We start from the raw sequence: 12,605 nt of genomic DNA, 5'->3' as shown, positions 1-12,605 counted from the left end.
CAGCGTGGCCGGGGCAGTCGACGTGCGCGTAGTGACGAGCAGGCGTCTCATATTCAACGTGCGCCGTCGAAATCGTGATGCCGCGTGCCTTTTCTTCCGGTGCCGCGTCGATCTGGTCATACGCCTTGAACTCACCGAAGAACTTCGTGATCGCTGCCGTCAGAGACGTCTTGCCGTGGTCAACGTGGCCGATCGTGCCGATGTTAACGTGCGGCTTATTGCGCTCAAACTTACTCTTTGCCATTTGAATGCTTCCTGTGAACGTAAATGGGTGACCCCGGCGAACCGGTTTAGTGCCGCCGTTTAAGGCTTTCATCGCGTTTGCGCAAGACTTAATTGCAGGCCCTATTCTTGGCGAAGTGTAGCCGATGGCGGACAATGCGCGCCGTCGACATTGATTCGCCGCGAAGGTTTCGCCGGCCGATCCGGAAAGACGCAAAAGCATTTGCCGGTTCAGATGCTTAGATAGGGTCGCTGAGGAAATAGTTCCAGGTGTCCCACGCTTCTCCGCGGAATTGAACGCGCCTGTGGATCGCGAAACAACAAAAACGCCCTCCCCGATCAAGAAAAGGCTTCAAGGGATAGGCTTTCGGAAGGAGACTTCTTTCCGAACGATATGCAGCAGTCAATCAGGGAGGTCGGCCATTGCAGAATGTCCGGCAATAGATCTATGCGGCAGTGATTCAGCAATTGGAAATCTTGGAGCGGGTAGCGGGAATCGAACCCGCGTATTCAGCTTGGAAGGCTGCTGCTCTACCATTGAGCTATACCCGCGGGTGGCCAAGATCCTGCGCGGAATGGTGGAGGGAGTTGGATTTGAACCAACGTAGGCTGAGCCAACGGATTTACAGTCCGTCCCCTTTAACCACTCGGGCATCCCTCCAGTTTTCCGACTGGATCTTGCGACCAAGCTTGCTAGACCGGACGTCGCCGCCGCGATCTGCGCCGCGTATATGACCGGACCGTTTCCGTCTGTCAACATGAGGTTCGGGCAAAAATGACGAAAAAATTTCAACTTGCTGCAAAAGCCCACAGACGAAAGAGGACTATGCGCTCAAGGGCGCTCCCGCTATAAAGCCGCATGAGCAAAGACAAAACATCCGGCCGTTCCGGCCCTGAGAACACCGCCGGCGACAAGTCGGCCAAGGACACGCACTACGCAACCCTGCGGCGCGCGCATCGCGACGCCAAACGCGAGCGCGGCGAAATCCCGACGCCGACGCCACAGAAGCGCAAGCGGGCGGGCGCCGACGATTGGAAGCCGCCGGCGTTGGCTCCCGACCAGGTCTATCTCTACGGTCTGCATACGGTCCGCGCGGCCCTTGCCAATCCCGAACGCAAGAATATCAAGCTGTCGACGACGCAGAATGCGCTGGTGCGGCTGGAAATCGGACCTGCCGACGAACTCGGCATTCCCGTCGAAATCGTCTCGCCGCAGGATATCGACAAGGTGCTTGGTCCCGAAGCAATCCACCAGGGTGTGATGCTGGAGACGCGTCCCCTGCCCGTGCGCCGACTGGAGGCGCTGAAGGACAGCCCGCTGCTGCTGGTTCTCGATCAGGTGACCGATCCGCATAATGTCGGCGCGATCATGCGCTCGGCCGTCGCCTTCGACGCGGGCGCCGTTATCACGACACAGCGCCATAGCCCGACCGAATCGGGCGTGATGGCGAAATCCGCCTCCGGCGCGCTTGAGCTTATCCCTTACATACAGATCACCAATCTTGCCGACGCGCTCGGCGAGCTGCACCGCCTCGGCTTCGTCACCATCGGACTTGATTCGGAAGGACCGGCGCCGCTCGAAGGCACGTTTTCAGGTGAGAAAGTTGCCTTGGTCCTCGGCTCCGAGGGCAAGGGCCTGCGCCAGAAGACGCGGGAAACGGTAAACGCGCTGGCGCGCCTCGACATGCCGGGCGCGATCAAATCACTCAACGTCTCGAACGCGGCCGCGATCGCCCTCTACGCAGCGCGGTCCTATCTGAAAATCTAGCGGCACTGGGGTTGCCGCAGCAGATTTGGGGGAATTTGTCTTGATCCGCAGTTTTTGTCTCGCGGCGGCTTCTGCCGCCTTCATGCTCGCCGTCGGGCAACCGGCTGCTGCCGCCGACGACGAACTTATCAAGTCCCAAGCTGGCCCATGGCTGCTGGCGCCCGAAAGCGGCGCCAAGGGCTGCCGCCTCACCTTCGAAACCACCCCGGCGACCGGCGGCTACGCCATCAGCGGCGCGGATGCCTGCGCAACAGCCCTGCCCACCTACGCCAAGGCGGCCGCCTGGAATTTCAGCGATGACGGCACGCTCACGCTTTTCGATGCGACGCAGAAGGTGGTGGCTCGCTTCCAGGAAGAAGAGGGTTCGCCCTGGGAGAGCGAAGACGGAGACCCGACCTGGCTGCTGCCGGCGCTAGGGGACGTCGACCATGTCCCAACCGTCGCGACTCTAGCAGGCACCTGGCAGATCCAGCAACCCGACGGCAAACTCATCTGCAACATCACGCTGTCCAGCGATACCGACGCGGACGGGACGCCAAAAATGTCATCGGGCGGTGACTGCCCTGCCGACGTTCGCGATCTCAAGCTTTCCCTCTGGGTCATGGAGGGTTTTGGCCTGGTGATGATGGGCATTGACGGCTCTTCGCTCTCCTTCGACATGCGGCCCGATGGCGGCTTTCAGAAATCCGAGGAAGAAGAGGGAGAACCGATGGTGCTGATCCGCAAGTAAGGCAGCCAAGAACCCCGATATCCCGCTMGTGGGCTGACGTCCGAGAAATGTGACTATGTTAGCTTGAGCCGGTCCGAACCCGGCCAATTATTGTCACATATTGGAAAAACAGGTCCAGGGCGCATGATTTTATCGAATATCCGCAAATTCATCTTCCACGAATTGCGAAGTGTAGAAGGATATATTGACCCACCGGACGCCCTTGTTTATCTCTCCATTTTGGAACGCCAAAGAGCACATGGATTGGGCGGCGGAATTGCCGAAATCGGCGTCTATTTCGGCCGTTCTTATTTTCTCCTGAAAAAGATCACATCGCCGGAAGATCGGGTGCTTGGCATCGATCTCTTCGACATCGGGGAGATGTCGAATGGCGTTTCCGAGCAATACCGAGCATTTCTCGAGAATGGCCATCGGCTCGGATTGCCTGTCGACGAGGATTTGCTGGTCGTCGGCGATAGTTCGGAGCTATCGCCGCAAGACATATCGAGCAAGGTCGGCAAGGTGCGCTTCTTCAGCGTCGATGGCGGACATACATTGTCGAATCTGGAGGCCGACAGCCGCCTGGCAAAGGAGACGATCGCCGACCATGGCGTCATCGTCTTCGACGATACTTTCAATCCCGCTTGGCCGGAAGTCACCGTCGGCGTCGCGGATTTCCTGCGCAACAACGACGAGGCCTTCTCGGCCTTCTGCATGACGAAATACAAAACCTATGTCTGCCGGCGCGAGTTCCACGATTTCTACCGTGCGGCTATCCTGCGAGCGCCGCATCTCAGAGCCTTCGAGCTGGCGGAAACGCATTTTCTGGGGTCCGATGCCGTCCGCCTGCACAATCCCTTCGGCCGGCGCATACTCTATGAACTCATGACCCGCTCGGGTATGAGCGCCATTTCAGAGCGCGCATACCGCTGTCACTAGCGCCTAGCGAACTGCAATAGGCTGCGGATGCCAAGCGGATTGCTGCCACGGAGATCGCTCTGTGACCGGGCATCCATCCTGTAGCTTCGACCAGGAGGTGACGTTGAGGTTCATCTCGCACTGCGCGAGATAGCTTTTACCGTCCACGGTCATGCAGGCGACGTCGCCGACCGCATGCAGCTTTCCGTCCGTGTTTTTGCAGTAGCAATCCTGCCCGGCCAAAGCTGGCGTGGTCGCAATCACCACAAGCGACAATCCCAAGACAATATGCCTGAATGTCCTGCGCATAGACGTGCCCTCGCCCGCCGTTGATGGGGAGAGTCTATGCCTATTTTAGACGTTGTAAATGCGCCCGTATCCGACGGATTCCCAGCCGAAATTTGGTTGAGAATCCAATAGGTCAGGTACGCGCCCGCCGCCGCCAATGCATTTCATAACCATAGCAAGCGGGTCGGCGTGGCTTAGTGAATTACCGGATCCGAATCATCAAAGAATGTTCTGATCCCATCGCGCGCGATCGTCGCCAGGAACTCATCGAAGGCTTCGCGGTCCGTCGCGAACGGTTCTTCCCATTCGATGAGATCTTCCTCCGGCGTGATGACTTCCATCCGCCAATCTCCCTGCGTGCCCGCGGGACGGAAGATATCGACGAGCACAGTCACATCATCTTCCGTAAATTCACCGGAGAGCTCGGAATGTTCGAGTTTGGGCTTCTTGGGCTTAACGGTCATATTTTCCCACGTGCGGCGATGACGAGAATCGTAAGTTAGTGATCATCCTGACCATTGCAAAGGGCAGCGGCGTTACAATCGCATGAAGCTGGCGCCGATTTGGCGGCCAAACCCGAAAGATACTGTCGCCGAATGACAACGCTGTACAAGCGGAAGTCATCGTGAGCGTGAATGGGATCCTAGTCTCCCGTCTGAACGACAGAATTCTATTCAGACCGTAGGCAATCCAACGCCGCTCGGCGAGAAATTGGATGGCTTCCTCCCTGTTGGATCAGAGCTTTCCAACGGTAATCAGCAGCCAGATAGCTTTGCAAATAATGTGCAGCACCTGATCTTGAGCGAACGTCGTTTTCCCCCTCACCTTCAGCTCGTCGATGACCGCATGGGCCAACCATTCTGCCAGGCCCAACCACACATTTCCCGTCACCAACGCGACGGCGGCGCCATGGATGCCGGCGTGGGCCAAGAGATGATAGATCCGCAGCGGTCCATTCTGCTTTGCCTTGGCGAGGAAATCACCCTGTAGCGGATAATCACACACCCAGTGCGCGCCCAGCAACATCAGCGCCATCGTCAGAATCTGTTCCATTCTCTCGACACCCGCAATGATCGTTAAATTTCTCTACCTCGCGCTAACCGTTCGCGAAACTCTTCGGTGTAGAGCCTGCACTTGGTTCAATCGGGGATTATAATGAAATATATCCGCATCTTGCCAGCCATTTGCGCGCTGGCTCTCCATTCTGCATGCGGCAAGGATATTTAAGACGGCACGGCTACGCGCGAGCAATCAAGGGAAGCGCGTTGCAACACGAAATGCAGCATGTCGAGCCGAGCAACCAAAGAACCCAGCACCAAGCAATTGAAAATATTGATGAAAGTGATGGTGCCCCCGGCAGGGTTCGAACCCGCGACCCCCTGATTACAAATCAGGTGCTCTACCAACTGAGCTACAAGGGCACATCGGCATGCCAAGTAGCAGATTTTGATTTCCTGTAAAGGGAAAATCGGCTGTTTGGCTTGGATACCGCAGATCGAAGCCCCTGAGGATTCACCAGTCTTTGCAAAACGGCTTGTCGCATAGGGGGAATATCATTACCTAGTATGATTATTCAAAGGACATTGCATGTCACGCGCTTTTCAATCCGTTTGTTTTCTTGCATCGACCGCGCCGGAGGCCCAATCGGCGCGAGAGGAATTGATTCGCCTTTATGGTCAGACGCCGCAGGAAGATGCGGATATCGTCGTTGCGCTCGGCGGCGATGGCTTCATGCTGCAGACGCTGCACAATACGATGAACTCCGGTAAGCGCGTCTATGGCATGAACCGCGGCTCGATCGGCTTCCTGATGAACGATTATCGTACGGAATGCCTGGCCGAACGCATCGAAGCGGCTGTTGAGAATGCTTTTCACCCGCTGCAGATGAGTACGCGCAACGCAGACGGCAGCACATCCGTCGCGCTTGCCATCAATGAGGTGTCGCTGTTTCGCCAGTCCTATCAGGCTGCCAAGCTGAAGGTMGAGATCGACGGCCATGTCCGTCTGCCGGAACTGATCTGCGATGGGTTGATGGTGACGACACCGGCTGGTTCCACCGCCTATAATCTCTCCGCTCACGGCCCTATCCTGCCGCTGGAGGCGCCGCTTCTCGCCATTACCCCCGTCAGCGCTTTCCGCCCCCGCCGCTGGCGCGGAGCACTGCTGCCCAACAAGGTGACGATCGACATCACTGTGCTGGAGTCGGAAAAACGCCCCGTCAATGCGGTAGCCGACAATACCGAAGTCAAATCGGTCATGAGCGTCAAGATCGCCCAGACCGAGGACACGACGGCACGCATTCTCTCCGATCCGGACCGATCATGGTCGGAGAGGATATTGGCGGAGCAGTTTTCGGATTGAGAACTGCCACACAGGCCTGTCTAGTAAGCCAGACGCAGGGAGCTATACAGATGGTGCTCAGCATCCGAAATGAAGAAGCGGATACGCTTGCCAGAGAACTGGCAAGGATCGACCAAACGACCGTGACGGATGCTGTCATCGTTGCGTTGAGAGAGGCGATCAATATGCGCCTGCGTCGGGAAGCACCAAGCGAGACTGCCCGCAAAATTCTCACTAAACGTGGTTTGTCTTTTGCGCCAAATCGGAAACCAGCGCCGCCTGAGGCTTATCACCAGCTTGATCACAATCTCAACGGTAACACACCGCTTCTGACATTTAACCAATTTTTGCTTGAGACGGATACCGACACTATACCTCGAGCATAGCCGTCCTACCTGGGCATCTGCGGACTCGCGAGCACTATTGTAGAGAGGTTCTGGAACGCGACCTTCCGATCAATTCCGAAGAACGTCCTTCAATGCCTCCGGAAATAGGAGCGTGTCTTCTTCGAGGCCTCTCCAAAGTCCATGTTCATCGTTGCCTTCGAGGTCCGGAAAGAATGTGCGGTCGTACAGCGTTTCGTCGACGAATCGGCACTCGACGAGCAACGCGATTTCGTGTCTGAGCACCCCACCAACGACGAAGAATGACTCAGTAACTCCCAGCGTGGCCAGAGGCTCTACGACTATGCCGATCTCTTCGCGAATCTCGCGCCCGGCCGCATCTGCGGCGGTCTCGTTGAACAAGATGCCGCCGCCGAGAGGGCGATGATAGACGAGATCGCGAGTGGAATCCCTCCCCTCAAATACTAAAAGGCACCCGGTGGTTGGATGCCGAATAATGGCGAGCGCGATGGCGCGGATATGCGGATCAGACATCGAGAACTCCCGGACGCATTGGCCGTCCCGCTCTCTAAAACCATCTCGTGACTGCCGTGTTATACGCAGCAAAAAGCCCCGTTTCCGGGGCTTTTCAACACTCTATCAGATTCTCTTCTTAATCGACGTCGTCCACCACCGCATCGGCCGCGCCGCTGATGCGGTGCGCGAGGGCGGCTTCCATGAACTCGTTGAGATCGCCGTCGAGAACATCGCCAGGGGCGGTGCTGGCAACGCCGGTGCGCAGGTCTTTTACGAGCTGATAAGGCTGCAGCACGTAAGAGCGGATCTGATGGCCCCAGCCGATATCGGTCTTCGAGGCGGCTTCGGCGTTCGCAGCTTCTTCCCGCTTCATCAATTCCGCTTCGTACATGCGGGCGCGCAGCATGTCCCAGGCCTTGGCACGGTTCTTGTGCTGCGAGCGTTCCTGCTGGCACTGCACGACGATGCCGGTCGGGATGTGCGTGATGCGCACCGCCGAGTCGGTCGTATTGACGTGCTGGCCGCCAGCACCGGACGAACGATAGGTATCGATGCGGCAGTCGCTCTCGTTGATCTCGATCTGGATCGAGTCGTCGACGACAGGATAGACCCAGATCGACGAGAAGGACGTATGACGGCGGGCGTTGCTGTCATAGGGCGAGATGCGAACGAGGCGGTGAACGCCCGATTCGGTCTTCAGCCAGCCATAGGCATTGTGGCCCTTGATCAAAAGGGTCGCCGATTTGATGCCGGCTTCTTCGCCGTCATGGACTTCAAGCAGTTCCACCTTGAAGCGCTGACGCTCGGCCCAGCGGGTATACATGCGCAGCAGCATGTTCGCCCAATCCTGGCTCTCGGTGCCGCCGGCGCCCGAATGAACTTCGAGATAGGTATCGTTGGAATCGGCCTCGCCGGAAAGCATGGCTTCCACCTGCCGACGGGCAGCTTCGGCCTTCAGAGCCTTCAGGGCGTCTTCCGCGTCGCGCACGACATCGGCATCGCCCTCTTCCTCGCCAAGCTCGATCAATTCGACATTGTCGGCAAGCTGCTGCTCAAGCGCGCGCACGCCGTTGATGCCGTCATCGAGCTGCTGGCGCTCGCGCATCAGCTTCTGCGCCTCGGTGGCATCGTTCCAGAGGGTCGGGTCCTCTGCCTTGTTATTCAACCAGTCCAGTCGTCTTACCGCCTGATCCCAGTCAAAGATGCCTCCTCAGCAGGCTTATGGCCTGCTTGGTTTCGTCGACTACATTCTCGATTTCCGCTCGCATATTCCTGCTTCTTTATTCGGCCGTTCGATGTGAACTGCGGTTCCATTCAAAGAGTGCTGGTGACATAGATATACATGCCGCGACTGTAAAGCCCCGCGGCATGATCATTGGACAAATCCGCTCAGATCAGAAGAGACCGCCCGCGCCTGATGTGACCGCCTGGTTGGCCTGCGGCGAGGTCTTCAGAATTTCCTCCGGCGCGACCTGCGCCGACGCATCGCCGCCGCCAATGACCGTATAGGTGGTCGCCGGGCCGGTACCGGGCTTGAAGGCTTCCATGATGGCATCGGGATCGCCGGGCTGCGCGGCCATGCCGGTTGCACGGTTGACGGCCATCATATTCATGCCAGCCGGAACCTGGAATTTCTCCGGCTGCTCATCCTTGGTAGCGGCCTGCATGAACTCGTTGAAGACCGGAGCGGCGATCGAGCCGCCGGTCGCGCCGCGGCCGAGTGTGCTCGGCGTGTCGTAACCGACATAAAGACCGGCKACGAGGCTCGGCGTAAAGCCGACGAACCAGGCATCCTTCTCGTCATTGGTCGTGCCGGTCTTGCCGGCGACATCGGTATTCAGCTTTATCTTGCCGGCGGCCGTACCGCGGATGACGACGCCCTGCATCATCGACGTGACCTGATAGGCAGTCATCGGATCGAGCACCTGTTCGCGATTGTCAGCGATGACAGGCTCATCTTGGTTCTGCCAATCGCTCACATTGCAGGAATCGCAGACGCGTTCCTCATGCTTGAAGATGGTCGCTCCGTAACGGTCCTGAATGCGGTCGATCAACGTCGGCTTGATCTGCTTGCCGCCATTGGCGATGACCGAATAGGCGGAAACCATGCGCAGCACCGTCGTCTCGCCGGCGCCGAGCGCCATGGCAAGAACCGGGTTCATACGGTCATAGATGCCGAAACGGTCGGCATATTCAGCGACCAGCGGCATGCCCATATCGGCGGCGAGACGCACCGTCATCAGGTTACGCGAATGTTCGATGGCAAAGCGCAGCGTATGGGCGCCACCGCCCTCGCCTTCGTAGTTTTCCGGCTTCCAAACCTGCCCGTTGCTGAGCGTGATCTCGAGGGGATCGTCGAGAATGACCGAAGCCGGCGTATAGCCATTATCCATGGCCGCGGCGTAGACGAAGGGCTTGAAGGAAGAGCCGGGCTGGCGTTTAGCCTGAGTGGCGCGGTTGAATTCCGATTGCGCATAGGAGAAGCCGCCGACCATGGCCAGCACACGGCCAGTATGCGGATCCATCACAACGAGGCCGCCCTGCACCTTCGGAGGCTGGCGCAGCCGATAGGCGCTCGAATCGGCATCGCCGGTCTTCTGAACGAAAATCACGTCACCGGGGCTCAGCACGCCACTCGGCGATTTCGCCGTCTTGCTGCCGCTGGCCGAGCGGTAAGCCCAACGCATGTCGGCGGCAGCGATCGTACCGCGCTTGCGATCATTCGCGACCTTGCCGGCGGCGTCGACACTCGGCTGCAGGCCGATATCGACCGTCTGGTCGGATACCGAGAGCACGACGGCCAACTGCCATTCCGGCACGTCACTCAAGGTGGGAACCTTGGCGAGTTCAGAACCCCAGTCCTGCGATGTCGTGATCTGCTTGATCGGGCCATGGAAGCCGCGGCGTTCGTCGTAGTCGACGAGACCATCCTGCAGCGCCTTGCGCGCTTCTATCTGCAACTGCGGATCCAGTGAGGTGCGGACCGAAAGTCCGCCTTCGAGGAGAGTCTTCTCGCCATATTGGTCGATCAACTGGCGGCGGACTTCTTCGGAAAAATAGTCAGAGGCGAAGAGCGACGGACCGCTCTTCGGCGGCGCGACGCCGAGCGGCTGCTTCTTGGCCTCTTCGCCGTCGCTCTGGCTGACATAGCCATTCTCGACCATACGGTCGATGACCCAGTTGCGGCGGGTCATCGCAGCTTCGGGGTGACGGAACGGATTGTAATTGGACGGGCCCTTGGGCAGTGAAGCGAGATAGGCCGATTCGGCAATGGTCAGTTCGTTGACCGACTTGTCGAAATAGGTGAGCGCCGCTCCGGCGATGCCATAGGAATTCAGGCCGAAATAGATCTCGTTCAGATAGAGCTCGAGGATCTTGTCCTTGCTATAGGCCTGTTCGATGCGGAAGGAGAGGATCGCTTCCTTGATCTTGCGATCGAACGTCTGGTCAGCCGAAAGCAGGAAATTCTTGGCGACCTGCTGGGTGATGGTCGATGCGCCGACAAAACGGCGGCCGGAACCGATATTCTGAAGGTTGACGGCGACGGCGCGCATCAGGCCGCCGACATCGACGCCCGGATGATTGTAGAAATTCTTGTCTTCAGCCGAGAGGAAAGCGGCCTTGACGCGATCGGGAATAGCCTGGATCGGCAGGAACAGCCGGTTCTCCCGCGAATATTCCTTCATCAGTGCACCGTTGCCCGCATGAATGCGGGTCGTCACCGGCGGCGCATATTTGGCAAGGACCTCGTAGTCCGGCAGATCCTTGGAAACGACGCTCAGATAAATAGCTGCCGCAGCCGCCGCACCCAGGAACAGGATGCAGCCCAGCCCAAAGAAATATCCAATCAGTCTGACCATATGATGCTACCGGTGCTTCTTTTTCCTGCGGCGCATGTGCGAGACCATCGCACATTCACGGGCGTTTTGCACGCTCACGGCGTTAATGCAAGACGGCAACAGCACAAAGCCGTGCATGCCGACCGCGGTAAACTATACTTTGGTGTAAAGACGGGAATGTGAGCAAAATAGGGCCCACCGCCTGTATTCCTCACTTCATCCCCGCCCATTAGCAGCGTCTGTTACATGGAAGACACGAACGGCGCCCGCCATCCATGGTTTCAGCCGCCATTCGCAATGGTTGAAACGCGGTATTGCTTGACGGCGTCGGTCAGCCGATCCGCCAATTTCTGCCGCCAATCGAGATCGAGCAGAAGCTTCTCATCATCCTTGTTCGAGAGGAAGCCGAGCTCGAGGAGAATAGAGGGAACATCCGGCGCCTGCAGCACGCGGAAGCCGGCATGGCGATGCGGATTGTTGATCATGGAGATCTGGCCGTTGAACGAGCTCAGCACATCCTGCGCCAGCGAGATGGAAAACGCCTGCGTCTCGCGCCGTGTCAGGTCCATCAGAATATCGGCGACGGCGGCGGGCTGCACCTGCGTCTCGGCGCCGGCGAGCTGGTCGGAATTGTTTTCTCGGTCGGCGACTTCACTGGCAAGCTTGTCGGAGGCCTTGTCCGAGATCGTATAGACCGTGGCGCCTCGGATATCCTTCTGCTTCAGCGTGTCAGCATGCAGCGAGATGAATAATGACGCATGATTCTGCCGGGCGATGGTCACCCGCTGCGACAGCGACAGATATTCATCATTGTCGCGCGTCAGAAAGGCTTTGATGCCCGGCTGGGCGTTCAGCTTGTCAGCCAGAAGCTTGGCGAAGGCGAGCGTGATATCCTTTTCCTGCGTGACGCCATCGCTGGCGGTCGCGCCGGCGTCGATACCGCCGTGACCCGCGTCGACAGCCACCAGGAAGGTGCTTGGATCAGGTTTTTCGATCGGCGCCACCGGACCGACATCCTTTGCGGTGTCATCGTTGGTCCAGCTTTGCTGCTTGATAAGATCGGCGAATTGCCCGGCAGGCAGCATCTCGGCATCGAGGACGAGGCGATGCCCCTTGCCGTTCTCGTCGGGCTGCACCTTGGCCATGACCAGCTTCACCGGCTTGGTCGCCGTCAGCACGATGCGGGCGCTATCCTCTTCCATGGTGCCGTAGCGGATATCCTTGAAGAGGCCGATCGGCTTCAGATCGGCAGCCGGGAAGCCGAAAGCGGTTGCCGGAAGATCGACGATGATACGTACGGGGTTATCGAGATAGTGAACCGAGAACGTCGGCTCACGATCCATATCGATGACGATGCGGGTGCGGGCATCGTCGCCGGCGATGCGTGCGCCATAGGCGAGCAACGGGTCGGCTGCGGCCAAAGTCGCAGCAAGCGGCGAAAGAATCGGAAGCGCCATCACTGCGAGGGCCACCGCTGCAATTCGCAAAGCCCTCACGCCATTCTCCGTCGCATGCCGCAATCCCTTTAACAACTGTCCATCGCGCCCCATATTGGTTTGAACGTTGTTTTTGAAGTCCAAAAATAACGGGAAAACCACGAATGACGCGATAGTGCTGATGTGATGGCGTGCCGGGAGAAGAATCGGAAACGCCGTCCCCGC

At 58.3% G+C, this 12,605-nt stretch carries 13 protein-coding genes and 3 tRNA genes; 5 read left to right on the top strand and 11 right to left on the bottom strand.

The features are described from left to right. The 3 genes from QD357_RS25115 to QD357_RS25105 form a co-directional block, all read right to left on the bottom strand. A partial coding sequence (locus tag QD357_RS25115) for a GTP-binding protein (RefSeq protein WP_309579053.1) occupies positions 1-244 on the bottom strand: 244 nt, incomplete at its 3' end. Positions 245-700: 456 nt separating this feature from the next. Continuing rightward, a tRNA-Gly gene (locus QD357_RS25110) sits at positions 701-774 on the bottom strand. A 24-nt stretch (positions 775-798) separates the two neighbouring features. After that, a tRNA-Tyr gene (locus tag QD357_RS25105) sits at positions 799-883 on the bottom strand. Between the two features lie 198 nt (positions 884-1,081). On the opposite strand from QD357_RS25105, the gene rlmB reads away from it, so the two are divergent. The 3 genes from rlmB to QD357_RS25090 all read left to right on the top strand — a co-directional run bounded on the left by rlmB (position 1,082) and on the right by QD357_RS25090 (position 3,638). Next, positions 1,082-1,990: a 23S rRNA (guanosine(2251)-2'-O)-methyltransferase RlmB gene (rlmB, locus tag QD357_RS25100; protein ID WP_107107797.1), complete on the top strand. Its 909-nt coding sequence runs from the start codon at positions 1,082-1,084 to the stop codon at positions 1,988-1,990. Positions 1,991-2,030: 40 nt separating this feature from the next. After that, positions 2,031-2,720: an AprI/Inh family metalloprotease inhibitor gene (locus QD357_RS25095; RefSeq protein ID WP_107107796.1), complete on the top strand. Its 690-nt coding sequence runs from the start codon at positions 2,031-2,033 to the stop codon at positions 2,718-2,720. 123 nt (positions 2,721-2,843) lie between these two features. Further along, on the top strand, positions 2,844-3,638 hold the full coding sequence (locus QD357_RS25090; RefSeq protein ID WP_107107795.1) for a class I SAM-dependent methyltransferase: 795 nt from the start codon (positions 2,844-2,846) through the stop codon (positions 3,636-3,638). Positions 3,639-3,641: 3 nt separating this feature from the next. On the opposite strand, the gene QD357_RS25085 is transcribed toward QD357_RS25090, so the two are convergent. The 4 genes from QD357_RS25085 to QD357_RS25070 form a co-directional block, all read right to left on the bottom strand. Beyond that, the gene (locus tag QD357_RS25085; RefSeq protein ID WP_107107794.1) at positions 3,642-3,926 is read right to left on the bottom strand and encodes a hypothetical protein; all 285 of its coding nucleotides are present in this window, start codon (positions 3,924-3,926) and stop codon (positions 3,642-3,644) included. Between the two features lie 173 nt (positions 3,927-4,099). Next, positions 4,100-4,369: a hypothetical protein gene (locus QD357_RS25080; RefSeq protein ID WP_107107793.1), complete on the bottom strand. Its 270-nt coding sequence runs from the start codon at positions 4,367-4,369 to the stop codon at positions 4,100-4,102. 271 nt (positions 4,370-4,640) lie between these two features. Beyond that, the gene (locus QD357_RS25075) at positions 4,641-4,958 is read right to left on the bottom strand and encodes a DUF3307 domain-containing protein (protein WP_107107792.1); all 318 of its coding nucleotides are present in this window, start codon (positions 4,956-4,958) and stop codon (positions 4,641-4,643) included. Positions 4,959-5,250: 292 nt separating this feature from the next. Then, positions 5,251-5,326: transfer RNA gene (locus tag QD357_RS25070), tRNA-Thr, on the bottom strand. Positions 5,327-5,492: 166 nt separating this feature from the next. Between QD357_RS25070 and QD357_RS25065 the strand changes: the two genes are divergently transcribed. Both QD357_RS25065 and QD357_RS25060 read left to right on the top strand, forming a co-directional pair. Next, positions 5,493-6,266 (top strand): NAD kinase, encoded by a 774-nt coding sequence (locus tag QD357_RS25065; protein ID WP_107107791.1) that lies wholly within the window; start codon positions 5,493-5,495, stop codon positions 6,264-6,266. 50 nt (positions 6,267-6,316) lie between these two features. Continuing rightward, complete coding sequence (locus tag QD357_RS25060; protein WP_181316037.1) at positions 6,317-6,631, top strand: type II toxin-antitoxin system VapB family antitoxin; 315 nt, start codon at positions 6,317-6,319, stop codon at positions 6,629-6,631. Positions 6,632-6,700: 69 nt separating this feature from the next. On the opposite strand, the gene QD357_RS25055 is transcribed toward QD357_RS25060, so the two are convergent. The 4 genes from QD357_RS25055 to QD357_RS25040 all read right to left on the bottom strand — a co-directional run bounded on the left by QD357_RS25055 (position 6,701) and on the right by QD357_RS25040 (position 12,401). Continuing rightward, positions 6,701-7,123, bottom strand: a complete 423-nt coding sequence (locus tag QD357_RS25055) for an NUDIX domain-containing protein (RefSeq protein ID WP_107107790.1) — start codon at positions 7,121-7,123, stop codon at positions 6,701-6,703. A gap of 118 nt (positions 7,124-7,241) precedes the next feature. Next, positions 7,242-8,373, bottom strand: a protein-coding gene (gene prfB / locus QD357_RS25050) for a peptide chain release factor 2 (RefSeq protein WP_107107789.1) whose coding sequence is annotated in 2 segments (ribosomal slippage) — positions 7,242-8,303 and positions 8,305-8,373 — 1,131 coding nt in all. Because the reading frame shifts where the segments join, the coding sequence is not laid out codon by codon here. 126 nt (positions 8,374-8,499) lie between these two features. Next, the gene (locus QD357_RS25045) at positions 8,500-10,965 is read right to left on the bottom strand and encodes a penicillin-binding protein 1A (protein ID WP_107107788.1); all 2,466 of its coding nucleotides are present in this window, start codon (positions 10,963-10,965) and stop codon (positions 8,500-8,502) included. A 260-nt stretch (positions 10,966-11,225) separates the two neighbouring features. Then, a complete protein-coding gene (locus QD357_RS25040; RefSeq protein ID WP_210318753.1) occupies positions 11,226-12,401 on the bottom strand; it encodes an N-acetylmuramoyl-L-alanine amidase in 1,176 nt (391 codons plus the stop codon). Between the last annotated feature and the right edge of the window lie 204 nt (positions 12,402-12,605).

The sequence above is a fragment of the Rhizobium sp. BR 317 genome (genome assembly GCF_047445835.1).
Taxonomy (GTDB): Bacteria; Pseudomonadota; Alphaproteobacteria; order Rhizobiales; family Rhizobiaceae; genus Rhizobium; species Rhizobium paranaense.
The sequence above is the reverse complement of the archived record's forward strand: the minus strand, read 5'-3'. Positions and strand labels throughout refer to the sequence as shown.